This is a genomic window from Oenococcus alcoholitolerans (assembly GCF_051852995.1).
Taxonomy (GTDB): domain Bacteria; phylum Bacillota; class Bacilli; order Lactobacillales; family Lactobacillaceae; genus Oenococcus; species Oenococcus alcoholitolerans.
The window spans coordinates 786,408-809,847 of sequence record NZ_CP176042.1; the positions used below are offsets into that span (position 1 = coordinate 786,408).

At 35.8% G+C, this 23,440-nt stretch carries 24 protein-coding genes and 1 tRNA gene; 3 read left to right on the plus strand and 22 right to left on the minus strand.

Annotated elements, in window-relative coordinates:
* Positions 1 to 4: 4 nt before the first annotated feature.
* From ACKP2L_RS04470 to ACKP2L_RS04540, 15 genes are all read right to left on the minus strand, one after another.
* Positions 5 to 442, minus strand: a complete 438-nt coding sequence (locus ACKP2L_RS04470; protein ID WP_439426158.1) for a diacylglycerol kinase family protein — start codon at positions 440 to 442, stop codon at positions 5 to 7.
* Positions 426 to 887 carry an rRNA maturation RNase YbeY gene (gene ybeY / locus ACKP2L_RS04475; RefSeq protein WP_439426159.1) on the minus strand — a complete coding sequence of 154 codons (462 nt, stop codon included), beginning with the start codon at positions 885 to 887 and terminating at the stop codon, positions 426 to 428. Before ybeY ends, ACKP2L_RS04470 begins: the two co-directional genes overlap by 17 nt.
* A complete protein-coding gene (locus ACKP2L_RS04480) occupies positions 880 to 1,866 on the minus strand; it encodes a PhoH family protein (protein WP_439426160.1) in 987 nt (328 codons plus the stop codon). The genes ybeY and ACKP2L_RS04480 overlap by 8 nt, the downstream gene beginning before the upstream one ends.
* Positions 1,866 to 2,312: a GatB/YqeY domain-containing protein gene (locus ACKP2L_RS04485; protein ID WP_439426161.1), complete on the minus strand. Its 447-nt coding sequence runs from the start codon at positions 2,310 to 2,312 to the stop codon at positions 1,866 to 1,868. Before ACKP2L_RS04485 ends, ACKP2L_RS04480 begins: the two co-directional genes overlap by 1 nt.
* 49 nt (positions 2,313 to 2,361) lie before the next feature.
* The gene (rpsU, locus tag ACKP2L_RS04490; protein ID WP_439426162.1) at positions 2,362 to 2,556 is read right to left on the minus strand and encodes a 30S ribosomal protein S21; all 195 of its coding nucleotides are present in this window, start codon (positions 2,554 to 2,556) and stop codon (positions 2,362 to 2,364) included.
* Positions 2,557 to 2,628: 72 nt separating this feature from the next.
* Positions 2,629 to 6,948, minus strand: a complete 4,320-nt coding sequence (locus tag ACKP2L_RS04495; protein ID WP_439426163.1) for a PolC-type DNA polymerase III — start codon at positions 6,946 to 6,948, stop codon at positions 2,629 to 2,631.
* Positions 6,949 to 6,953: 5 nt separating this feature from the next.
* Positions 6,954 to 8,663, minus strand: a complete 1,710-nt coding sequence (locus ACKP2L_RS04500; protein WP_439426164.1) for a proline--tRNA ligase — start codon at positions 8,661 to 8,663, stop codon at positions 6,954 to 6,956.
* Positions 8,664 to 8,667: 4 nt separating this feature from the next.
* The gene (rseP, locus tag ACKP2L_RS04505; RefSeq protein WP_439426165.1) at positions 8,668 to 9,954 is read right to left on the minus strand and encodes an RIP metalloprotease RseP; all 1,287 of its coding nucleotides are present in this window, start codon (positions 9,952 to 9,954) and stop codon (positions 8,668 to 8,670) included.
* Positions 9,954 to 10,751, minus strand: a complete 798-nt coding sequence (locus tag ACKP2L_RS04510; protein WP_439426166.1) for a phosphatidate cytidylyltransferase — start codon at positions 10,749 to 10,751, stop codon at positions 9,954 to 9,956. Before ACKP2L_RS04510 ends, rseP begins: the two co-directional genes overlap by 1 nt.
* Positions 10,741 to 11,508, minus strand: coding sequence for an isoprenyl transferase (locus ACKP2L_RS04515; protein ID WP_439426167.1), 768 nt, complete (start codon positions 11,506 to 11,508; stop codon positions 10,741 to 10,743). The genes ACKP2L_RS04510 and ACKP2L_RS04515 overlap by 11 nt, the downstream gene beginning before the upstream one ends.
* Positions 11,508 to 12,053, minus strand: coding sequence for a ribosome recycling factor (gene frr / locus ACKP2L_RS04520; RefSeq protein ID WP_439426168.1), 546 nt, complete (start codon positions 12,051 to 12,053; stop codon positions 11,508 to 11,510). The genes ACKP2L_RS04515 and frr overlap by 1 nt, the downstream gene beginning before the upstream one ends.
* Positions 12,050 to 12,781, minus strand: a complete 732-nt coding sequence (gene pyrH, locus ACKP2L_RS04525) for a UMP kinase (protein WP_439426169.1) — start codon at positions 12,779 to 12,781, stop codon at positions 12,050 to 12,052. Before pyrH ends, frr begins: the two co-directional genes overlap by 4 nt.
* A 6-nt stretch (positions 12,782 to 12,787) precedes the next feature.
* Positions 12,788 to 13,666: a translation elongation factor Ts gene (tsf, locus tag ACKP2L_RS04530; RefSeq protein ID WP_439426170.1), complete on the minus strand. Its 879-nt coding sequence runs from the start codon at positions 13,664 to 13,666 to the stop codon at positions 12,788 to 12,790.
* Positions 13,667 to 13,706: 40 nt separating this feature from the next.
* Entirely contained in the window at positions 13,707 to 14,495 is a 789-nt protein-coding gene (rpsB, locus tag ACKP2L_RS04535) for a 30S ribosomal protein S2 (RefSeq protein ID WP_439426171.1), read from the minus strand.
* Positions 14,496 to 14,627: 132 nt separating this feature from the next.
* A complete protein-coding gene (locus ACKP2L_RS04540; protein WP_439426172.1) occupies positions 14,628 to 15,629 on the minus strand; it encodes a GIY-YIG nuclease family protein in 1,002 nt (333 codons plus the stop codon).
* Between ACKP2L_RS04540 and ACKP2L_RS04545 the strand changes: the two genes are divergently transcribed.
* Positions 15,628 to 16,275 (plus strand): lysophospholipid acyltransferase family protein, encoded by a 648-nt coding sequence (locus ACKP2L_RS04545; protein WP_439426173.1) that lies wholly within the window; start codon positions 15,628 to 15,630, stop codon positions 16,273 to 16,275. The genes ACKP2L_RS04540 and ACKP2L_RS04545 overlap by 2 nt on opposite strands.
* A gap of 44 nt (positions 16,276 to 16,319) precedes the next feature.
* On the opposite strand, the gene ACKP2L_RS04550 is transcribed toward ACKP2L_RS04545, so the two are convergent.
* Both ACKP2L_RS04550 and ACKP2L_RS04555 read right to left on the minus strand, forming a co-directional pair.
* Positions 16,320 to 16,526 carry a YneF family protein gene (locus ACKP2L_RS04550; RefSeq protein ID WP_439426174.1) on the minus strand — a complete coding sequence of 69 codons (207 nt, stop codon included), beginning with the start codon at positions 16,524 to 16,526 and terminating at the stop codon, positions 16,320 to 16,322.
* 1 nt (position 16,527) lies between these two features.
* A complete protein-coding gene (locus ACKP2L_RS04555) occupies positions 16,528 to 16,836 on the minus strand; it encodes a DUF896 domain-containing protein (protein WP_439426175.1) in 309 nt (102 codons plus the stop codon).
* A 127-nt stretch (positions 16,837 to 16,963) separates the two neighbouring features.
* On the opposite strand from ACKP2L_RS04555, the gene lexA reads away from it, so the two are divergent.
* Positions 16,964 to 17,599 (plus strand): transcriptional repressor LexA, encoded by a 636-nt coding sequence (lexA, locus tag ACKP2L_RS04560; protein WP_439426176.1) that lies wholly within the window; start codon positions 16,964 to 16,966, stop codon positions 17,597 to 17,599.
* Between the two features lie 55 nt (positions 17,600 to 17,654).
* Positions 17,655 to 17,743, plus strand: a tRNA-Ser gene (locus ACKP2L_RS04565).
* 47 nt (positions 17,744 to 17,790) lie between these two features.
* Here ACKP2L_RS04565 and holA read toward each other — a convergent pair.
* The 5 genes from holA to ACKP2L_RS04590 all read right to left on the minus strand — a co-directional run bounded on the left by holA (position 17,791) and on the right by ACKP2L_RS04590 (position 23,408).
* The gene (gene holA / locus ACKP2L_RS04570) at positions 17,791 to 18,807 is read right to left on the minus strand and encodes a DNA polymerase III subunit delta (protein ID WP_439426177.1); all 1,017 of its coding nucleotides are present in this window, start codon (positions 18,805 to 18,807) and stop codon (positions 17,791 to 17,793) included.
* Positions 18,773 to 20,659 (minus strand): DNA internalization-related competence protein ComEC/Rec2, encoded by a 1,887-nt coding sequence (locus ACKP2L_RS04575; RefSeq protein WP_439426202.1) that lies wholly within the window; start codon positions 20,657 to 20,659, stop codon positions 18,773 to 18,775. The genes holA and ACKP2L_RS04575 overlap by 35 nt, the downstream gene beginning before the upstream one ends.
* Before the next feature lie 404 nt (positions 20,660 to 21,063).
* A complete protein-coding gene (locus ACKP2L_RS04580) occupies positions 21,064 to 21,630 on the minus strand; it encodes a helix-hairpin-helix domain-containing protein (protein WP_439424696.1) in 567 nt (188 codons plus the stop codon).
* A 180-nt stretch (positions 21,631 to 21,810) separates the two neighbouring features.
* Positions 21,811 to 22,317, minus strand: coding sequence for a phosphoesterase (locus ACKP2L_RS04585; protein WP_439424697.1), 507 nt, complete (start codon positions 22,315 to 22,317; stop codon positions 21,811 to 21,813).
* A 2-nt stretch (positions 22,318 to 22,319) separates the two neighbouring features.
* A complete protein-coding gene (locus ACKP2L_RS04590; protein ID WP_439424698.1) occupies positions 22,320 to 23,408 on the minus strand; it encodes a M24 family metallopeptidase in 1,089 nt (362 codons plus the stop codon).
* Between the last annotated feature and the right edge of the window lie 32 nt (positions 23,409 to 23,440).

Consider the following 23,440-nt stretch of genomic DNA (forward strand, 5'->3'; position numbering starts at 1 on the left):
TTAGCTAATAATCAAATAAATTATGAATCCCGAACCAATGCCATATATAAGGCTGAAAAATTATTGCTAGTATGACGAATTCAATAAAAACAGCAAAAACAACTCCTGCTGCTGCAACATCTTTAGCTAATTTCGCCAGATCATCATATCTATTTCCAACAGTCAAATCGACGACTGCTTCGATAATAGTATTCAAAATTTCTGCAATTATAGCAAAAGAGATAGCGACCGTTACCCACAACCAATCTGATCGGCTTAAGTGAAATTCGATTCCTACCCATAAAGCGACTAAAGCGATAACGATGTGAATCCTAAAATTTCTCTCACGGCTCACCATGATCCAAATACCGTTAAAAGCATTTAACAAAGCTATCAGGAAATTTTTGTTCCTTGCAAAACTTCTTCTTTTTGGTAATTTAGGTTTATTATCTTGTGAGTCCATAATCTTTTAAAATATTATCTTGTAATCCAAACATTTCTTTCTCGGCCTGAAGGCTTTTAGTATGATCGTAGCCCAAAAGATGTAAAAAACCATGTACAGCTAAATAAGCTAATTCTCTTTGATAACTATGCCCATAATCTTCTGCTTGTTGATGAGCGTGATCCAAACTGATAAAAAGATCGCCTAGTTCCTCGGGGACACCATCGATTTCAATTTTATCAGACTCTTCTAGTGCAAAAGAAATTACGTCAGTCGCACGATCCGTATTCCTGTATTTTTTATTTATTTCATGAATCTCTTTATCATTAACAAAATTTACAGACATTTCGTAATTTTTGGATAATTGCATCCACTTATTAGCAAAAACCAGAACTTTTTTAACGAGTTGAGCATCTTCGTTATCTAATTCGTTTTGTTTATCGTCCAGAACAATAACATCAAGCATCAAATTTTTTCGACGACCTTTCTTCATCTTTTTCATAAGCTTGAACGATCAACCCGACAAGCGGATGCCGTACAACGTCATTATGTGAAAATTCCACGATACCGATCGATTTTAAATTAGCAAGTATCCTTCTTGCCTGGATCAAACCAGATTGTCTATTTCCCCTGGGAAGATCTATTTGGGAAACATCACCGTTAACGACCATTTTGGAATTGAATCCAAGCCTGGTCAAAAACATTTTCATTTGTGAAGGAGTTGTATTTTGCGCTTCATCAAGAATTATAAAAGCATTATCCAAAGTACGTCCGCGCATGTAAGCCAAAGGTGCAACCTCAACAGTCCCGCGCTCGATCAAACGACCGCTTTGTTCTGAACCAAGTATGGCCCCCATGGCGTCGTAGATCGGCCGTAAGTACGGATCGACCTTTTCCTTTAGATCGCCAGGCAAAAAACCAAGAGATTCTCCAGCTTCGACTGCCGGTCTGGTAATGATTATTTTATCGACCTCGCCCTTTTTAAAAGCTGAAACCGCCATAGCGACAGCCAAAAAAGTTTTTCCTGTACCAGCCGGACCAATACCGATCGTGATTTCATTTTGTTTTATCGATTGGATATAATTTCTTTGACCTAAATTTTTGACCCTTATTGGGCGATTTCTAACATCATTAATAATGATCTCGGAATAGAAGTCAGAAAAATATTCTAAAGTGCCCTTTTTTTGCATTGATATCGCGCTGGCAACATCTGAGGGACCAATAAAAATATTTTTATTTACCAAGCCGACAAGTGATTTAATTACCGATACAGCAGAATCTACATTCTGCTTTTGGCCGTGAACCAACAAGGAGTTGCTTTTTTGTGATATTTCAACATCAAAGCCTTCCTCTAAGATCAAAATAAATTTATCGCGGCTGCCGGTTATAGTCTGTAAAAGTTCAGGATTGCTAAAAGGCAATTCAAAGTCAATTTTATTTTCCATTAAGCTCCTAATTTATCTTTAACTATCTTAGCCAACTTTCCGCCATCAAAGCGGCCTTTAGTCTCTACAGAAAGTTTTCCCATAACTTTTCCCATATCTGATAGACCCTTTGCTCCTGATTTTACTATAAAATCATTGACCATTTTAACGACCTCTTCTTGAGCTAAAGGTTCCGGCATGAATTTTTGAATAATTTTTATTTCAGAGTTATTTTGGTCGACTAGATCCTGTCTATTACCTTTTTTAAAATCTTCAATGGCCTCTTGTCGAGACTTTATCTCGCTGGACAAAATACCAAGAGCATCTGTATCGCTGAGATCATGTCCTAGGGCGATCCGCTTATTTGCCAAAGCGGACTTTACCATCCTCAATACCTTTAAACTTTCTTTATCTTTTTCTTTCATAGCTGCAATCACAGCTTTATCAATATCTTTAACGAGAGACATATTATTTCCTTTTGTTATATATTAAAAAAGAGCCATACGGCTCTCAAAATTAACGATCATTACGAGCACGCTTGCGAGCACGCTTCTGTGCTGCTTCACTCTTTAGTTTACGTGCAACCGAAGGTTTAACATAGAATTCACGTTTGCGTACTTCTTGGAGGGTACCATCTTTAGCAACCCCTCGCTTAAAGCGACGAAGCGCATCATCAAATGATTCGTTATGGCGAACTGTGATACTTGCCATTTTTAACACCCCTCCTTCCGGGTCAAGTTTATACACAAAATGTAAGACTATATTATTATGCCATTATCTCGGTCAAATCGCAAATAGGTCCATTTGATTAGCATCCGTCATACCATCGATCATATGATTTTTTTCCATAAATTCAATCAAAGTTTTATTAACAGAACCTCTTTTTGCCAAATCTTCTTTAGAAATAAACTCATGTTCTGCTCTTGCTGCAACGATCGCTTTTGCAACGTTATCACCAAGACCTGGCAAAGTAACGAACGGAAGGATGATCTTATTGCCTTCTATTTTCCAATCAAAGGCTTCAGATTCATATAAATCCACCATTTTAAATTCAATGCCGCGCTGCCAAGCTTCGTTTGCAATTTCATAGATCGCCAGGGTTTTGGCTTCTTCTTTGTTCAAATCATTATATCTGCTGCGATAACTCTTTACTAAAGCTTGAACCTTAGTTTTCCCTTGAGTCAAACCAACTGCATCGATAGTTTTATCCTTAGCACGTACGGAAAAATAAGCCGCATAGTAGATAGCCGGGAAATATACTTTAAAATAGGCGATCCTTAACGCAGACATAACGTAGGCTGCAGCGTGCGCACGAGGGAACATATACTGAATTTTCTGCATTGAATCGATATACCATTGGGGTACTCTAGGGTGATCTCTCAGAATTTTCATATGTTCTTCGGATATTCCCTTACCCTTTCGAACTTTTTCCATAATTTGAAATGCATCAGAAGAATTAAGACCAAACGAAATCAAATCAGTCATGATTTTATCTCGGGTTCCAATAACTGTTCCAATATTTGCCTTGCCGTCTTTGATCAGTTCATCGGCATTTCCATTCCAAACGTTGGTACCGTGTGATAATCCGGATATTTGCAATAATTCGCCGAAATTATGAGGTTTAGTTTGCTCAAGCATCCCTCTGACAAAGTTAGTACCAAATTCCGGAATGCCTAAAGTTCCTGTATTAGACATTATTTCTTCTTTAGTGACACCTAATATTTTTGGCGAAGTAAACAAAGAAAGAACTCCGGGATCATTTACTGGGATTGATTTTGGATCTATACCAGACATGTCTTGCAAAGCTCTCAAGAGAGTCGGATCATCGTGCCCAAGTATATCCATTTTTAGAATATTATCGTGAATCGAATGATAATCCAAATGAGTTGTCTTCCAATTAGAACTGGTATCATCGGCAGGATACTGGATCGGTGTAAAATCGTACACATCATGGTCAGCTGGAATTATAATTATTCCTCCAGCATGCTGGCCTGTAGTTCGTTTAACCCCGGTAATACCATTAGATAACCGGTCTTCTTCGGCTTTTCGATAATGCGCATCGTTAGCTTCCTCATAATTTTTAACCATACCAAATGCAGTTTTTTCTGCAACGGTACCAATAGTTCCAGCTCTAAAAACATTGTTTTCGCCAAACATGACTTTAGTATAATTATGAGCTATCGGTTGATAATCACCGGAAAAATTCAAATCAATGTCAGGCACTTTATCACCCTTGAATCCAAGAAAAGTTTCAAAAGGTATATTATGTCCATCTCCGATCAGTGTCGTCCCATCGATCGGATTTATTTTCTCAGGCAGATCGAATCCAGACGAAATTTGATCATCATTTATAAATTCCGTAAAATTACCATTTTTAGAACGATAATGCGGAGGGAGCGGATTTACTTCCGTAATTCCCATCATAGTCGCGACAAGCGAAGAGCCGACCGAACCTCTGGATCCAACTATATAGCCGTCTTTGTTTGACTTGCTGACTAATCTTTGACAAATTACATAAATGATAGCGTAGCCGTTACCAATGATGGCGTTCAATTCACGATCCAATCTTTTTTTAACTAAGTCAGGAAGCGGATCGCCATACATTTTCTTGGCATTCTTAAAAGTTTTTTCTCTTAAAATATCATCCGAACCCTCTATCTTAGGAGTTGAAAGTCCCTTTTTTAAAGGCTCGATCTTGTCGATCATATTGTTAACTAAACTAGAATTTTTAACTACGATCTCGTAGGCTTTTTCTTTTCCCAAAAAAGAAAATTCATCTAACAAATGCTGAGTTTTTTTCATTGACAAATCAGCTAATTTATAGCGAGTTTCACCACCAGCTGCAGACCTGGCGATTTTCGAATTTATAAGGATCGTTCGATAAATTCGATCTTTTTCGTCTAAATAATGAACGTCACCGGTTACGACTAACGGTTTTTTAATAACGTCAGCTAATTTTACGTAATTTTCTATCAGCTGTTTCAAAGCTTCTTGATCTTTGATAAAACCCGATTCTATTTGCGGTTGATAATTTTCCAGCGGTTGGACCTCAATGTAATCAAATTTTATACGATCAGACAGCTCGATCGCCTTATCTAACCCTTCTCGAGCAAGAGTGTCAAACAGTTCGCTGCCAACATCGCCTGAACCAACTAAAAACCCCTTCCTATACTTGTTCAGCAAGCTTTGCGGAACCCGGGCCACTCGATAAAAATAGTTGATGTTGGATTCTGAAACCATTTTATATAAATCTTTTAAACCCGGTTGATTTTTGACAAGCACAGTCAGGTGCGTGGGCCTAGTCTGTCTCCAACTATTATGACCAAATGCGTGTTCATTCAGCTGACTATCAGTTTGAACTCCGTGCTGTTCCTCTGCTTCTTTGAGAAATATATGCAAAAGCATTCCCGTAGCGGTCGAATCGTCTATGGCACGATGGTGATGTTCAAGATTAACTTTAAATTTGCGAGAAAGAAAATCTAAAGTGAATTTACTAAATTCAGGATGGAGCCAGCGAGCAAGATCAAGAGTATCTACAACAGGGAGGTCTATAACCGGTAAATGATTTTCAATTAAGGCATGATTAACGAAACCATAATCAAATTTAATGACGTTATGGCCGCATAAAACAGTTCCTTGATAAAAATCTTGGAATTTTTTTAAAACTTCTTTTTCCGGCAAACTATTTTTTACTAAATCATCAGTAATACCGGTTAAATTAACCGTCTGTTCCGATAAAGAAAAACCTGGATTTATGAATTCATCAAAAGTATCTATCACAGATCCGTTTTTCATCTTAACAGCAGATAATTGGATAATTTTATCGTTTATCGCTGACAATCCAGTTGTTTCAATATCGAAAACTGTATAAATCTGTTCTTTTAATAGTATGTTTTGAGTGTTTATCGCAATCGGCTGGCCGTCTTCAACGAAATTTGCCTCTAGGCCATAAATTGCCTTAACCCCTGTTCTTTCACTTGCCGCGGCAGCCTCAGGAAAAGCTTGAACGTCAGCGTTATCGGTAATCGCTACAGCACTATGGTTCCATTGCGCTGCTTTATCAAAAATTTGCGAAGCAGAATTAACTGCGTTCAAAGCAGTCATGGTAGTATGTGCATGCAATTCTACCCTGTGCTCGCTTTTCGGTTGAATTGGATCTTGATCTGATTCTTTTTTCAAAGTTTGAAGATCATTGATATTTAAGGATAGTTCACCGCCCATATAATCATCATTAGCAGCATGTCCTCGGACTTTTACCCAAAGATTCGTGGGTATTGATTTCAAAACGGCATTATCTTTTGCATTTCTGGAAAACACCTTTGCCGACACAGAGTTTGTATAGTCTGTTATTTCAACAGTCAGTATTCCGCCGCCGCGTTTTGTTTCTCTAAAATCTGATTTAAACAAATAACCTTCGATTACCGCATTGTCCCCATCAGACAATTCGTCGATGGAAGTTATTTTGGCACTATCGGGAATCGTTTTGCCCAGAAGAACATCGCTTTGGCTATTCTGCCGATTTTTTTTGATAATCTGTGATGTACTTTGATGAATTTCAACTTTCCTAGATTTTTCAAACTTCTCTTGTATTTCAGATGCCTTTTCTTGATCAACTGAGAAAGCAAAAGGCAAATCGACCCCAAGTGATAGATATATTTTTTTTAAAAGAGACAACTTTTGATTAAGAAAAGTTGCTCCAGAAGCGCTAGCCACTAATCCTTCGATACCTGAGCCGGTCTCAGAAAAATCTAAAGATCTTGCAGCCTCTCTAGTGTAGGGATTATCTAAATTTGAAATATTAAGAACTAATTGCCAGTAATCTTCTAATTGTTTTACCGAGCTCTTTTGCTCAACATCCAAATTAATTCCAGCATCAATATTTTCGTCTAAAAAAGTATGGTGAATATCTAAATAGAAATGGGTCAAAAAATCACTTGCTGGAAAGTTTTTCAGCTTGAAACAAAAATCCCATTTTCTTTCCGAAGGGTCAACATCGACTGATTTAAGTCTCAAACCATATTCGCTGATATTATCAAGATAGTAATCATCCAGATGGTTTATCTGCTGCAATAAAATTTTTAATTTTGAATCATTATTTGGCATTTATTTTATTTTAAAACAGAAAGTTTGTTTTCAACAAAATCTTTTAAATCTTTGCTGTCTACTATTTTTGATTCTTCATCTGATCTAGCTTTAACTTCGACTTTTCCTTGTACCGAGTCTCTGCCGACAACGATTCTTATAGGAATTCCAATTAGATCGGAATCAGCGAATTTTACGCCTGGACGTTCTGAACGATCATCGATCAATACTTCGTAACCGGTTTCTTCCAATTCATGATCAATTTTGGCGGCCAATTCGTGCTGGACTGGATCTTTTTCTTTCATAACTATTAAATGAATTTGATACGGAGCAATCGACTTTGGCCAAATAAAACCTTTTTCGTCACTCGATTGCTCAGCTATAGCTGACAGTAAACGAGATATTCCGATACCGTAAGATCCCATGATTATATCTGAAACTTTACCATCAGAATTTTGAATTTGACCACCCATTTTACTAGTGTAAAAAGTACCCAACTTGAAAATATGGCCAATTTCGATACCCTTAGTAAATCTAAGTTTTCCGCCATCGGGAGCAGGATTACCCTCTTTAACTGTAATGAAATCTCCAATTTGATAATGATCTAAATCCCTTGCAGGATTGAAATTAGCAAAATGTTTATCATCTCTATTCGCGCCAACGAACCAGTTGCTTTCATTGAAAAGAGTTCGATCTATCAACAGATCTATTTTGCTAGTGTCGACTCCTACCGGACCTAAATAGCCGAAATGTGCGCCAAAATTGTTGAAAACAGTTTCTTCGTCTGCTTCGTCTATTTCGCCAGCATTGATGAAATTCTTTACCTTTACCTCATTTACTTCGTAGTCTCCAGGAACCGTAACAGCAACTATTTTATCATCGGCTTTAAAAACTATAGTCTTAGCTATCTTATGTTCATCGACTCTTAAAAAACTAGCATCTTCAGCTACGGTTCTTGAATTCGGTGTATCGACGATTTTCAAAACTTCAAAGGGATCTTTCGAAACAACTTTTTTAAAATATTCCTCCGCCATTTCTATATTCGCGGCATAATCGCCTTTATCGGAATAAGCGATCACATCTTCGCCAGTACTGGCTACAGCTTGAAATTCAGTCGATGCTTTTCCTCCCATAGCCCCTGCATCGGCAATTATTTCTCTATAATTAAGACCGATCTTATTGAAAATTCTTTCGTAGGCTTTTTTTATTTGCTGATATGCATCATCGAGACCCTTTTCATCCGCTGAAAAAGAATAGGCATCCTGCATTATGAATTCGCGAGCTCTCAATAAACCATTTTTCGGTCTTAATTCATCACGAAACTTTTCCCTGATTTGATATAAAATCAAAGGAAGTTTTTTATAACTTTTTATTTCATCGGCAATAAGACGAGCGAAACTTTCTTCGTGAGTCGGACCCATCAAAAAATCTCGGCCATGACGATCTCTAAGACGATACATCAAAGGTCCGTATGTATAATATCTTCCGGACTGTTTCCACAATTCTGCAGGAATCATCTCCGGCATCATCATTTCATTAGCATCGATAGAATTTAATTCTTGCCGTATGATAGCTTCTATTTTATTTATTATCCTATCCGCTAAAGGGAGATACGAGTAGATTCCTCCGGCAACTTGCCGAATAAAACCGCCTCTCAACATATAAATATGACTGTTTACAGTTGCGTCAGCTGGAACTTCTTTTTCCGTTGGCACAAAAAGTTTTGATTGTTTCATTTATTTACCTCAATAAATCGTTTATAGTTACTGCTATCATTAAAAGAATCATAAAGACAACGCCTATCAGCAAAACTGTCTGATTAGTCCTATCCTTCAATGGCTTACCCCTGATCGCTTCAATTAAGTTTAATAATAATTTGCCGCCGTCTAATACCGGAATCGGTATTAGATTAAAGATACCTATGTTCAAGCTTAAAAGTGCCGTTAGAGATACAAGACTAAAAAAACCGTTATTTACCGCCTGATTTGTGGTTTTAGCAATCATAACAGGCCCGCCAAGCTGATTGAGACTTGGATGTAAAATTAAATTTCCTAATGCTCTCCAAATAGCTGTAGATCCATCAAAAAAGCTTGAAAAAGCATAAGAGAATCTTGCTTTTAAAGATCCTGACGTAACCGAATACTGTTCGATTCCAAGCAAATATCTTTTTTGACCAGCCTGAGTCACCAATCTCGGTTTTATGCTTATTCTAGATAACTTATCATTTCTTTCATAAGTTAGATCAACACTTTGGCCATTAGTTTTTGAAATTTCTCTAACCATTTGGTTCCAATTATGTATTCTAACTGAATCAACTGAAACTATTCTATCCCCTCTTCGAAGACCTTGTTTTATTGCTGGATAATTCGGAATTGGTTCTATTTTTGTGGTCGAAACCGGTACTTTGTTAAGAGTGATGGCTAAGAAGACAAAAAGTATCAAAGCTAAAACGAAATTCATAAATGGTCCGGCAAAATTAATAATCGCTTGTTTCCATAAAGCGATATTTGGCAGCTGCCTGCTTTTTGGAGCAACTGCAATTTCACCTTGATCAGTATTTATCGTTAAATAATCACTTAACTTAAAACTTTTATAATCTTCTTGATCGGAATTTAAAAATCCAGAAACAGATCTGCTATTTTCGTAATCAATACTTTTGATCAATAATAATTGGCCATCTTGATCAACTTGGTCCTCTATTTTCCGTATATCGATATAGTTGATCAATTTCGGCTCACTGCTTGAAAAACCAATAGTGACGGTTCTGCCGGGACGAAGTTCATTTAGATAATCCAAATATTGATTTTCTTCTGCGCCGGCCATTGCTACATACCCTCCAACCGGAAGCAGACGAATAACGTATTTAGTATTAGATTTTGTGACTGAAAAAATCTTAGGACCCATTCCAATAGAAAATTCGTGAACGATAACACCAAATTTTTTGGCTAATAAAAAATGACCAAATTCATGGAACGTAACGATCAATCCAAAAACAATAATAAATGCGATTATACTTAAAAAATTCACTAAGATACTCCAAATAAGACTAGCAAAGGCATCACGAACAACATTGAGTCAAACCTATCTAAAATACCGCCGTGCCCAGGAAGTATGTTCCCAGAATCCTTGACCCCGTAAAAACGTTTTAGGGCTGACTCTATTAAATCGCCAAATTGACCAGCTATAGATAATAATAATGCTACAAATATTATCTGAAAAACATTAAATTGCGGATTAATTTTAAATAAAACAGCAAAAATAGTTGCAATTATAGTTGCAATTATCGTTCCCCCGACTGACCCTTCCCAAGTTTTGTTAGGGCTGACTTTAGGGATCAATTTATGTTTTCCAAACCTTCTGCCGAAAATATACGCAAAACTGTCCGTTGACCATACTATTATAAGTCCGAAAACAAAGGACATCCAATTATCTGATCTCGCTTGTAAAAAATAGTGGAAACCAAAACCAATATAAAAAACACCCAAAACTAACGATCCCGCATCGTCGAAACTCAATCGATTATTAGTTAAAACGGTAACTATTAAGATTACAGCTATAAAAAAATAAAGCAGAGACTGTCTTTGAAATAAATTATTTGCAGGAAGCATGAGCCAAAAATTATTTGGCAAAATAGTAACGATCACAGCCAAAAAAGAAAAAATAGCCTCGAAACTAACTAGCAATCTCTTTTTCATATATAATAATTCGCCAATAGCTATAGCACCCAGCAAAGATGTAAAAATGGTCAGAGGGATACCGCCGATTATCAAAAGAGGAACGAATATAATCAAAGCTATAATTGCTGTAATTACTCTAGTTTTCATTTGTGATCCTTCCATACCTGCGGTCTCGTTTATCAAAACTTTTTATAGCTTGAGTCAAATCATTAGAATCAAAATCAGGCCAAAGTTTATTTGTAAAATAAAACTCAGAATAAGCATTTTGCCAAAGCAGAAAATTGCTGATCCTTTGTTCCCCAGAAGTTCTGATTATTAAATCAGGATAAGCATTTTCACCAAATTGAGAGGTAAATAAAAAATTTTTAAAAGAATTTTCATCTATATCTTCAATCTTCATAAGTCCGTTTTTAACTGAGTCAGCTATCTTTTTTGTGGCTTCAACTATTTCATCTCGCCCACCGTAGTTCATGGCAAAATTCAATATCATACCGGTTCCGCCCGATGTCTCATCAACAGCTTTATTTATTGCCTTGAGAGTTGGCTTCGGCAGCTTTTCAATAGATCCAATAGTCATAATCTTGACGTTATTAGCGATCAGTTCCGGAACGAAACTATCAAAAAAATCGATCGGTAATTTCATCAAAAAATTGACTTCATCACTCGGTCGATTCCAATTCTCAGTGGAAAAAGCATAAAGAGTAAGAATCTTAACTCCAAGTTCATTCGCTGCCAAAGCTATTTTTTTAACAGTTGAAACAGCGTTTCTATGGCCGTAAGTTCTCGGCATATGCCTTTTTTTTGCCCAACGACCATTTCCATCCATAATTATGGCAATATGATTAGGCACTGACAAATCGCCTTGCTCAAACCTATCACCCTTTTCATTTCCAAAAAAGGCCATTAAATCTCCATTAAATCTTTTTCTTTTTCAGCAACGATACGGTCAATTTCGGCAACCTCTGAATCAGTAGCTTTTTGAATATCGTCTTCATCTTTTCTACGAAGGTCTTCTGAAATATCTTGTTCTTTTTTAAGATCGTTCATAAAATCACGTCTTATATTACGAGCGGCTACTTTTGCTTTTTCGCCCTCGCTTTTAACTTGTTTAACCAAATCTTTTCGACTATCTTCAGTTAATTGGGGAATAATCAAACGAATAGCAGTTCCATCATTTTGTGGAGTCAATCCTAGATCGCTAGCAAAAATGGCTTGTTCGATCGACTTTAAAGATCCTTTATCATAAGGAGTGATCAAGAGTACTCTAGCTTCGGGAACCTGAACACTAGCAATTTGATTTAGCGGTGTCGGCACCCCATAATATTCAACCTTAACATGATTCAATAAACTAGGATTAGCACGACCAGCACGAATGTTAGCAAGCTCTTTTTGAAGAGATTGGCTAGTTCGATGCATCTTATCTTTAATTTCTTTTAAATTAATTGTCATTTTGATCCTTTTATCAAAGTACCTATTTGCTGACCCTCAATTGCTTTTTTAATGTTTCCTGCTTCGTTGAGATTGAATACTACTAACGGCATATCAGTATCTTTTGCCATTGCCCCAGCTGTGGAATCCATTACCTTCAAACTTTTTTTAAGGATATCATCATAGGTAAGTGTATTATATTTGACCGCCGATGAATTTTTTCTTGGATCAGAATCATAAACACCATCCACACCATTTTTACCCATAAAAATTGCATCAGCGTTTATCTCCGCAGCTCTCAGTGCGGCAGTCGTATCGGTAGAGAAATATGGCGAACCAGTTCCGGCACCGAAAATAACGATTCGTCCTTTTTCCAAATGCCTGATAGCTCTGCCTCTAATATATGGTTCCGCTATTTGCCTCATTTCAATAGCTGTCAATACTCTAGTATCAACATCGAGCTGTCTTAAAGCATCAGCTAACGAAAGAGCATTCATCACAGTTCCAAGCATGCCGATATAATCAGCTTGAGCTCTTTCCATTCCAGCAGCTGCGGCAGTTTCTCCACGCCACAAGTTGCCTCCGCCGTTAACGATCGCGATCTGGACATCCGGAAACTCTTTTTTAACATCAGCTAATTCGCCGGCTACACGTCTAACTGTTGGTAAATCTATGCCAGTACCTGCTTTGCCAGCGAGCGCTTCACCTGAAAGTTTCAATAGTATTCGTTTAAACTTTATTCGCCCCATATCTTATCAACCGTTAATTTGCTTTGCAACTTCTTCTGCCAAATTAGATTCTTTCTTTTCGATTCCCTCTCCAACTTGGTAGCGGACAAACTTTATAAGCTGTGCCTTTTTCTGCTTTAAAAATTGACTAACAGTTAAACTATCATCTTTGACGAATGGTTGATTAGAAATTGCGAGTTCATCAAGAAATTTGCCAAGACGTCCTTCTACGATCTTAGCCTTTATTTTGTCCGGCTTTCCTTGAAGATCGTCAGCCTTTAACTGAATCGACTTTTCATGATCAACTATCTCCGAAGGTACATCATTGCGATCGATATATTTAGGTGCGATCGCAGCTACGTGCATCGCAATATCTTTTGCGGTTTGAACATCACCGCCCTTGATCAAAGTAATAACAGAGATCTGGCCGCCTAGATGAGAATATGTGCCAAAGAATTCATCATCATTTTTCTTAACTATTTCAAAACGGCGCAGACTTATTTTTTCTCCAGTATGAGCTGAAGTTTGAACGATCTGATCATTCAAAGTCCCTCCGTTAGTTTTTAGTGCAAGTGCAGATTGAAGATCCTTGGGACTATTTTTTAAAATAGTCTCGGCAGTTAAATGCAAAAGATCCAAAAACTGTTCGTTAGATGCAACAAAATCTGTTTCGGAATTCATTTCGATGATCGCAGCAGAATTTCCGGATTCAGCAACATAGGTCATGCCTTCAGCAGCAACACGATCAGCTTTTTTAGCAGCTTTAGCAACACCGCGTTCTTTTAAAAGATCTATTGCCTTGTTTAAATCGCCTTGCGCCTCTACCAATGCTTTTTTTGCGTCCATAATACCTGCGCTTGTTTTATCACGTAGAGCTTTAACTTGTGCAGCAGTAATATTTGCCATTTTAACCTCATAAAAAATCGCCTAAAAAGGCGAATGTATTTTAATTATCTGATACTTCTTTTTGCGCTGTCTCTTCACCATTTTCTTGGTTTTGAGAATCGTCGGCAGCAGCGAAAGTTTCTTCTGCATCTCCGCCGTCAGCGTCTTGTCCTTGACGTCCTTCAATAATAGCGTCAGCTATTCTGGAAGTTATAAGTTTAACAGCTCTGATAGCATCGTCGTTTGCTGGTATCTTGACATCGACGAGGTCAGGATTACCATTCGTATCTATCATTGCTACGACAGGAATATTTAATGTTCTCGCTTCTTTTACAGCGATATCCTCAGTTTTTGGATCGACAATATAGATAACATCAGGGATGTCCTCCATGTCTACAATTCCGCCAAGAAACTTTTCCAGCTTTGCCTTTTGTTTAAGAAGCTTGGATTCTTCTTTTTTAGGAAGATTGTCAAAAGAGCCGTCTTCTTCAGCTGCCCTAAGTTCTTTCAAACGATTTATACGACCCTTAATAGTATTCCAATTAGTAAGAGTTCCACCAAGCCAGCGATGGTTAACATAAGATACACCGGCACGCTTTGCTTCTTCTTCAATCGTTTCTGTAGCTTGCTTTTTAGTTCCAACAAATAGGAAGGTTGCACCGTTAGCAGCCTCGCCTTTGACCCAATTGTAAGCGTCATCGGCCATTCTTAAAGTTTTTTGTAAATCAATGATATGAATACCATTTCGTGAAGTAAAAATGTATTCACTCATACGAGGATCCCAGCGACGGGTCTGGTGCCCGAAATGCGCGCCGGCCTCTAAAAGTTCTTTCATAGAAATTGCAGCCATTTTGGCCTCCTTAATGTTTTTGTCCTTGCGAGGAAGTCTCCTAAGAAATCGACTCCGAAAAGCAACTGATTTCTTATCGTTTCCCGCTGTGTATTGGCGATAGCCGTTTAGTATTTTACATGAAAAATAAACCTATTTCAAGTTTATATAATTTTCCTTTTCGTCCCGTTTCAATTTTTTAAATTTATTCTCAAAACTCAAAGCCTCTGATTTACTGTTAAATTCCTTTGTAAATACCAAAGTTAATGGATGTCTGGATGCCGGTTTAGTAAATTTTGCCCCCTTCCTATTTTGATGAGCCGAAAATCTTTTTTGAACATCATTTGTCGTTCCAGCATATAAATAATTGTCAGCTGTTTTAAGAACGTAAAAAAAATACTTTCTTGAGAATAAAATATTTGCAGACTTTTTATTCAATCGTTTTGGCTGATCATATAAAATCAAAGGAGACTGTATCTTTATTTTTGCGTGTTTAGACTGCTTTATAGCCTTGACCAAAACCAATTTTGCATCGCTTCCTTTTTTTGTATAAACGAAGCAAATTTTGTCGATACCAAAGCCGTTTGCGGATGCTGTTTTGAATATTTCAGCAATTCTTTCTGCGCGAAAAATGAAATACAATTTGCCCCGACTTTTTAGAAATAATTTTGCTGAATCAAAGAGCGTATCCAGGCCGAAATTTTTACCACCGCCGTGACGCGCTGATTTTCGATAACCATCCGGACTGGTTTGCTCATAATTGACATTGTCAAAATACGGAGGATTTGAAATAATTACATCTAATGAATTTATTTTGAATATCTCTGTTAGATCGTTTATGTCCTTATTTAAGGCAACAACCCGATCAGTTAAATCGTTGATCTTGATTGATTTGTTTTCTAAATCAACTAATTCGGGATTAACTTCAATCAAAAAAACACGCCCCGGATTAACACTTGCGTACATTAGACCTAATATTCCGCTTCCGGATCCAAAATCGGCAATTTTTAATTTACTAGATTTGCTTTTGTCTACAAAATTTGAAAGAAGCAAGGCATCCATGCCGAATTTAGGCAAGTTATCATTTTGCACTATAGAAACTTTATCTGAAATTTTCTCGATCTTATCTGTCGCAGACAAAATGCTTTTTTCCATGCCTTACATTATAATGAAAACCATGTATACTTTCATTTTTCGTATAATACATGCGATCCAATGGACGGTCAACGGAAGGATCAACGTCATCGGAAAAGAAAACATTCCGAAAAATCAGCAATTTATCCTTGTTGCCCCTCATAGGACTTGGTGGGATCCGCTCTGGTTCGCAATCGTGTTATTACCGCAAAAGTTTATTTTCATGGGAAAAAAGGAACTTTTTAAAAACAAAATTTTTGCCAAGGGCTTAGATATGGTCGGTGTTTTTTCCGTCGACAGACAAAACCCGGGTCCCTCAGCAATAAAAATACCGGTCAAGGAACTAAAAGACGGTACGCGCAATTTTATGATTTTCCCATCAGGGTCAAGACACTCCAATAAAGCAAAAGCCGGCGCTGTAGTGATAGCGAAAATGTCCGGAAAAAAAATTCTGCCAGTCGTTTACCAAGGACCATTAACTTTTTGGCATCTCTTTAAAAGAAAATCGACCACAGTCGCTTTTGGTCCAGCTATCAATGTAGACCGAAAAGCAAAAAATCAAGAAATAATCGATTTGATTGAAAATTCTTTTGAAAGATTAGATGATCAAATCGATCCTAATTGGAAATATGTTGATCCTCATCCAGAAAAAAAAACTGATGATTAGATCAAAAACAGCTTACTAAAAAACCAGCAAAATAACTGGTTTTTTTAATAGTTCTTTTTCATTTGATTCATCATTTGATTAATTTGTTTCTGACTCAAATTACGTCCCATCGATGCACCTATTTGCCGTAACATTTGTTCATTTATAGGCGGGTTTTTCCTTAAATAACTCTTCAAAGTAAATCGAGAAATGACCATTCCTGCTATCAATCCAATAACAAAACCTATTAATACAAACCAAATCCAACTCATTTTAATCTCTTAGACCTTTCTTTTTTTGGATATCAACTACTTTTTTAGGAGTCACCTCATTACCGTTATCATCAAAGATTCTCATCATTTCGACCTGGGAACGAAATGCACGCCTAAAATTAGTTAAGAAACGTTTTCTTAACTTTTGCTGCTCTTGTTGTTCTTCTTTGGTCAATCCTTGAGGACTACGTTGTTTTTTTGCCAATTCATTTATTCTAGAACGAAGAGCCTGGTTTTCTGCTTGTTCATTTTCATCAACAACAAACTTAGGTTCTTCGTGTTCTTCTTCAGAGTGCGAATTATCAACCATTTACTAACTCCTTCCCTTGTATTATACAGAAATTAAAGCTTTTCATAAATAATGAGAACATTTGTTTGTTTAATCCCATTTGTCAGTTATAATTGTATGTAGCAACATCCTTACAGAAAGGTAAAAAATGACAGAAAGCAAGCAATTAGGAATCCTACGTTTTATATATAAAAAACAAAATGAAAAAGGTTACCCTCCAACTGTAAGAGAAATTGGTGAAGCGGTGGGACTTTCTTCGACTTCTACCGTACATGGCCATATCGATAGACTTGAAAAAAAAGGCTATCTTCACAAAGACCCAACAAAACCCAGAGCAATAGAAATAACGGAGCGCGGCTTGATCGCTTTAGGAGTCCCATCACAGTCAGGCAGAGTTCCGATAACAGGACTAGTAACTGCCGGAATGCCTATACTTGCTGTTGAAGAAAAAGCTACTGACTTTCTGCCGCTACCTAAAGACTTAGAAAGATTTCAAGGTGATTTGTTTGCTCTTAAAGTTTCAGGAAACTCAATGATCAAAATTGGAATCTTTGATGGCGATTTTATTTTCGTACGTAAACAAGATTACGCTGAAAATGGACAAGTTGTCGTCGCGATGACTGATGAATTCGGCGGTGATGAAGAAGCTACTGTAAAACGTTTTTTCAAAGAAAACGGTCGTTACAGGCTGCAGCCGGAAAATGATACGATGGATCCCATAATCGTACACCAAGTATCAATTTTAGGAATAGTAGTAGCTTTATACCGAAATCAAATTTTTTAATTTTCACTTGTTAACCATAATGTTTTTTTGTTAGAATTGTTTTTGTGCTTTGCATGGAGACATGGCAGAGTGGTAATGCAGCGGACTCGAAATCCGCCGAACCGATGTTGAGTCGGCGCCGGGGTTCAAATCCCCGTGTCTCCTAAAGAAACGCCAATCCGTTGGCGTTTTTGTTTTACTCAAAAACATTTTTATATAAATTTACTAATAAAAAGCTCAAACAACATTTTTGGATCTAAGGAAGTAGATTTTAATTTAAAATCAATGTCAGAAAGATAAAGAAAGGCTTTAACTAAGGTGGAACTATTACGTTTGCTTACTTCTTGCAAAGCTAATTTCGCCCTATATGGATGAACTTTCAATCTTGAGGCCAAACTTTGATAACTTAAATTTAAAAATTTCGCCTGTATCAACAAACGATATTGAGATATGAGCAAGGCGTTTATTTTAATTGGGGACTGGCCATTATCCAAAAGTTGATCGTATAACCTTATAGAATCAGTGATTTGTTTATTGTTCAGCATTTTTACTAAATCAAAAGCGGTCGAATCGATTTCAGCGGGTACCAATTGGTCCACAGCTTCTTTTGTAATTTCATTTGTTTTTGCGTATAACATCAACTTATCTAATTCTTTATCGATCGATCTTAAATTAAAAGATACCCTTTCCAAAAAATAATCTAAAAGATCAGAATCAATAAAAAGTCCTGATTTTTTCAATTTATTGTCTGCGTACACTCTTACATAATTTTCAGACGGATTCTCAAAATTAACAGATAAAGATTTTTTTAATAAGGATTTAACTATTTTTCTCCTTTTGTCCAGCTTTAGATTAACAGCATTAAAAAGAAGGGTGTTGTTCCCCTCGGGTAAATTCAAATAATCATCTAAAATTTTTTCCTCGTTTTTTTTCAAAGGCTGTTTGCCTGCCAGAAAAACCGGAAAGTCAACGATTATAAATCTTCTCTGACCAAAAAAAGATATATTTCGACTATCAGCAATAATTTGAGTAATGTTAGAAGAGCGAAAATCATACCTGATAAAATCAAAGCCTTCTGCATCGCTTTTATTCAACTTAGATATTTTGTTTATTGCTAAATCAGACAAATAATCCTCGTCCCCCTGAAAAACAATAAGAGCAGGAAGATCGTTTTTCTTTAATTGTTTATCAAATTCAGTTGGTGTCATCACTATGGATAAAAGTTTCAAAAATACCTCGTTTACTAGTATAACGGAATCTTATCATGCCATGAACTTGTGTATTAAAAGTTTTGATCTTTAATTTTCTAACAGTTTGTAAAACTTCTTGTTTTGGATGGCCGTATCGGTTCGATCGTCCAGCAGAAATTACTCCAATATTAATTTTCCAAGCCTTTAAAGTATCCTCATCACTAGAAGTATTTGATCCATGATGGCCTAATTTAATAAGATCAGCAGTTAAGCCTGGATATCTTTTCTTTACTTTCTGTTCGCCATTTTTGTCTAAGTCCCCTGTTGAAATAAATTTTATCGGACCGGCTTGGCCATATGTCACGATTGAGTCTTCATTTTTAGCTTGGCCAGTATTAAAAGGATGCAGTATTTTAAAATTAAATTCTCTTAATGATGTTCGATCGGTCACCTGAATTACTTTTGTCTTTTCGTTCAAAAAAGGTTCTATTTCCTTTTTAAAGGATCTCGTGCCTATCATTCCGGAAGGAATCAGTAAATTTTTAACCAATATTTCAGGAAAAAGATATTTTGCGTTTCCAATATGATCTAGATCGCCATGAGTTAGTATCAAATAATCCAGAGAAAAAATCCCGAGAGACTTAAGGTAGTTTCCGCTTATAGATTTTACTTGATTAAAGGAACTTTTTCTTTTTTGCCATGATTCAGTTTTAGAAAAATTGATCTTCCCACCAGTATCTATCATTATGGTTTGCTTGTTCAACGGAGATCTAAAAAAAATCGAGTCGCCTTGGCCGATATCAAAAAAAGACAGCTCTCCTTGAAACGGAAATCGAATCAGTATAAAAGAAAATAGCAGAGAAGAAAATACACCAGCTTTTCCCCAAAAAGCTATTTTTTTATTCTCATCAAATACAAAAAAGATAAAAATAATGATTGGAATTATCATATAGTTCGGTAAAGATCCGAAATTTATTTTCCCGGGCAGTTCTGCTATGCTTTCAAAAATAAAGGCAAATATCTTTATTGATTGATTCAGTAACATCAGCAAAAAATTGATATTAAAAAAACAAAATAGAGATGCTAAGATCACGATCGGGATTATTATTTTTCCAAATAATGGTATTGCAATAAAATTTGCCGGCGCACTCAAAAGATGCCAGCTGAATTTAGTATTAAGTATTAATGGCATACTTATAAAACTCATAAGCAAACCAAGCTTGAACTTATTTAATTTTGAAGCAAAAATCAAACAAAAACTTAATAAGTAAGACAATTGTCCGGATAGATTATTTAAAATCATCGGAGATAAAAAGATGCCGATCATTAATGACATTGACCAAATAGTTACTTTTGATATTTTTATATTCTTAAAAAAACAAAAAATAGAAATTTCTATAGCTATCAATGGTCTTAACAAGGATTGGGCACTTCCAGCAAAAACAAAAAATAGAGGCATCAATAAAGCAATCACTATTAACGAAGTTTCTTTAGTAAGTCTTAGCATCATAAACAACTTGCGAAGTATCTTAAAAAAAGAACTTAATTGAAAGCCTGAGATGCTAAATAAATGTATTAAACCAAGTTCAGTTAAACCAGGATAACGATCATAAAAATCTTTTTCCAATTCGCCAATCAACAATGATTTTGAATAATCAGAAAGAGGTGCCGGCATCTTATCAAAAAAGACAATAACTTTTTTTCTAAATGTATGTAAGAGATTAAATATGGTCTGGAAAGATAAGCCGGTCTTATATTTTGAAACTTGCATTAAAGAAACATTATTTATTTGATTAGAAATTTTTTGACTTTTATAATATTTTCGAATATTAAATTGGTTGAAATTTGTTGGTTCTGAAATGTTTCCAATATCGCCCTTTAAAAAACCAATAAATTTTCATCATTTTTTCAAAAAAAATCTTTTCTTTTTTTTTTTAACTGATAATAAACTAAAATTTTTTGTCTCGAGGATGTTTCTAAAGCAGCAGCTCTCAATATATCCCCATCAATATTTGTTTGATCAGGAAAAAATACTAATTTAAAATCAGAATTAGTGTTTACTTTGACTTTTTGCTGATCATAACTAGTTTCAAAAACGAAAAACGAAAAAAAGAAAATTAATAAAACAATAAAGATGTATTTAATTTTTTTAGTTTTTAATAAGAAAAACGAGCCGATAGAAAGGAAAATAATAATAGTATTTAAGGAAATATCAAAAAATAGACCAGAAAAAGCAGCGATAACAAGAGATGAAAAAAGGATATCTCGTTGTTGAAATATTTTCAATAACAATGCTTAACCAACTTTGAGATACTCTTTTAATTTTTCAACAGTTTTGTCGCCAAAACCTGATATTTTTTTTAGATCATCTATACTTTTAAAATGGCCATTCTCGTTTCTAAACTTAATAATTTCATCTGCCTTCTTGCTGCCGATACCATTTATTTGTTGTAAGTCAGACGAATTAGATTCATTAATATCTATGACTTTTTTAGATCCAGACGAATTATCACTGGTATCTTCATTTTCGATATTTTTAGCCTTGGTGAGAAATTGTTCGGGTATCTTCTCGGATTTAAAGGGGACATATACGACTTGATTCGGGATAAGTTTTTCTGCTAAATTCAACTGATTCAAGTCGGCAACAGAATTAGTCCCGCCAGCCAGATTAATTGCTTTTTGAACGATATCTCCTTCTTTTACCTCGACAACTTGCGGGTAAGATACAGAACCTTTTACATCAACAAAAAAAGAATTCGCTTGTTGAAGCACTTTCCCCTTTTCTTTTTTTATAACAGATTTTTTATGTTCATCTCTTTTTAAATCTAAAAGATTTTCATCACTTCTTTTATTGATACTCATCGAATCATTTTGCTTGCTTGGTAGATTCAAGCTAAAAAAATCACAAGCGCAATTGATATGACCAAAACAAAAACTGATAAAAAAACATAAGCAATTTTTTTATTGTCCTTCATTAATAAAAAAAAGTTTAAAATTTCTCGCATACTTTGTTTTTACGAAATCTTTTAAACTTTTTCAAAATTATTTTTCAAATCTACCCTTAGTAGAAGGTAAATTATCAGGGACCTTGGTTGGCGCTTCGGGATCAAAACTTCTTATATAGTTAACAAAATCATCGAATCTTGGTGGAAAAGCGTTCACCCCAAAAATAAACTGCTCGTCTACAAATTTAGGTGAATTAAAACGGATCCCCCACTCAACATTTTTATCAGAATCAAGGTCGACCGGAGCTCTATAATCATCAGCCCAATCTTCAATAAAAGCCAACACGACCTCACTAAAATGATCCCAAACTCTCGTCAAATCAGTGAATTTTTCATCATATTTCCAAGTAAACGGAGTATGATTTTCTGAAGAATAGTGCGGATTATAAAAATCAAATTTTTCACTTTGTACATTGGCAATTTCGGATAAAGGCGGCCGGCGCAAATAAAAAGCATGACCATTATGTCTTTTTGTATATATATAATCAAAACCGTAACTTATGTTTCCAATATAAAAAATAAAATAATTTAATCTAATTGCCATAATCAATCCAAAATAGAAATAAGTTCTTTTGAAATTCCTTCTGTAAGATTTTTGAACCCATCTTCTTCAACAAGAATATCGTCCTCAATTCTTACGCCCATTTCATTCGGTATATAGATACCTGGTTCGATAGTTATAACTTGTCCGCTTGAGGCCTCGTCATCAGAAACCGAATTGATCGATGGCCCTTCGTGTATATCAAGACCGATTCCATGTCCGCCGCCATGGTTGTAAAAATCACCATATCCGGATTCTGAAATATATGAACGACTAGCTCGATCAACATCATCCAAGTTTTGACCGCTTTTTACCATATTTATAGAACGTTCTTGAGCTTCTTTAACGATTTTATAGATTTTTATATTTTTGTCGCTCGGTTTTCCAATCGCTAAAGTACGAGTGATATCTGATGTATAACCATTAAAAAAATATCCAAAATCAATAGTCAAAAAATCACCATCCCTTATAACTCGAGAAGATGCTTTTGCATGCGGTTTTGCTGAATTTTCGCCGGAAGCAACAATAGTATCAAAACTGGATTTCTGCAAGCCTTCTTCCCTTGCATAAAATTCTAGCTGATCAGCGATTTCTTTTTCAGTTTGACCTTTTTTAATGTATTTCAAAAGGCGGTTAAAAGCTTTGACGGATCTTTTTGCAGCTTCCTCAATATTTATTATTTCCTGTTGATCCTTTATTTCTCGTAATGCTTCAATAGCACCCGGGACAGAAATAAGATCAGAATCAATATTTCTGTCGATGTAATCAAAAATTTCATAGGGAATCGTAGACTCAAAACCAGTCTTTTTAGGCTTCCAAGAATTAACGATTTTGATCAAGTCGCCAAAATAATCTCGCGTAATAAACAATTTAACTTCTTCAGGTAAATTATTAGTAAAAGCTTCTTGATAACGATCGTCAGTGATCAAAACAGCTTTATCTTTGCTGATCGCCAAAACACCTTCACCGGTTCCGCCGTCAAAACCGGTTAAGTATTGGATGTTAAGACCATTGTAAATAATTATTGAATCAATTTTAAAATATTCAAGAAATTTCCTAACTCTGAATATTCTTTTACTATACTGATATTCCATTTTATTATAAAAAAATAGCGGTAACCCGCTAA

Coding starts and splice junctions, on each gene's coding strand:
- ACKP2L_RS04590 (WP_439424698.1), bottom strand. CDS start 23,408: ATGGAATATCAGTATAGTAAAAGAATATTCAGAGTTAGGAAATTTCTT.
- ACKP2L_RS04485 (WP_439426161.1), bottom strand. CDS start 2,312: ATGTCTCTCGTTAAAGATATTGATAAAGCTGTGATTGCAGCTATGAAA.
- ACKP2L_RS04540 (WP_439426172.1), bottom strand. CDS start 15,629: ATGGAAAAAAGCATTTTGTCTGCGACAGATAAGATCGAGAAAATTTCA.
- tsf (WP_439426170.1), bottom strand. CDS start 13,666: ATGGCAAATATTACTGCTGCACAAGTTAAAGCTCTACGTGATAAAACA.
- ACKP2L_RS04500 (WP_439426164.1), bottom strand. CDS start 8,663: ATGAAACAATCAAAACTTTTTGTGCCAACGGAAAAAGAAGTTCCAGCT.
- rpsB (WP_439426171.1), bottom strand. CDS start 14,495: ATGGCTGCAATTTCTATGAAAGAACTTTTAGAGGCCGGCGCGCATTTC.
- ACKP2L_RS04580 (WP_439424696.1), bottom strand. CDS start 21,630: ATGAGTATCAATAAAAGAAGTGATGAAAATCTTTTAGATTTAAAAAGA.
- ACKP2L_RS04545 (WP_439426173.1), top strand. CDS start 15,628: ATGCCTTACATTATAATGAAAACCATGTATACTTTCATTTTTCGTATA.
- ACKP2L_RS04555 (WP_439426175.1), bottom strand. CDS start 16,836: ATGGTTGATAATTCGCACTCTGAAGAAGAACACGAAGAACCTAAGTTT.
- ACKP2L_RS04495 (WP_439426163.1), bottom strand. CDS start 6,948: ATGCCAAATAATGATTCAAAATTAAAAATTTTATTGCAGCAGATAAAC.
- ACKP2L_RS04585 (WP_439424697.1), bottom strand. CDS start 22,317: ATGGCAATTAGATTAAATTATTTTATTTTTTATATTGGAAACATAAGT.
- ACKP2L_RS04515 (WP_439426167.1), bottom strand. CDS start 11,508: ATGGCCTTTTTTGGAAATGAAAAGGGTGATAGGTTTGAGCAAGGCGAT.
- rpsU (WP_439426162.1), bottom strand. CDS start 2,556: ATGGCAAGTATCACAGTTCGCCATAACGAATCATTTGATGATGCGCTT.
- ybeY (WP_439426159.1), bottom strand. CDS start 887: ATGCTTGATGTTATTGTTCTGGACGATAAACAAAACGAATTAGATAAC.
- ACKP2L_RS04550 (WP_439426174.1), bottom strand. CDS start 16,526: ATGAGTTGGATTTGGTTTGTATTAATAGGTTTTGTTATTGGATTGATA.
- ACKP2L_RS04480 (WP_439426160.1), bottom strand. CDS start 1,866: ATGGAAAATAAAATTGACTTTGAATTGCCTTTTAGCAATCCTGAACTT.
- pyrH (WP_439426169.1), bottom strand. CDS start 12,781: ATGGGGCGAATAAAGTTTAAACGAATACTATTGAAACTTTCAGGTGAA.
- lexA (WP_439426176.1), top strand. CDS start 16,964: ATGACAGAAAGCAAGCAATTAGGAATCCTACGTTTTATATATAAAAAA.
- frr (WP_439426168.1), bottom strand. CDS start 12,053: ATGACAATTAATTTAAAAGAAATTAAAGATAAGATGCATCGAACTAGC.
- ACKP2L_RS04510 (WP_439426166.1), bottom strand. CDS start 10,751: ATGAAAACTAGAGTAATTACAGCAATTATAGCTTTGATTATATTCGTT.
- ACKP2L_RS04470 (WP_439426158.1), bottom strand. CDS start 442: ATGGACTCACAAGATAATAAACCTAAATTACCAAAAAGAAGAAGTTTT.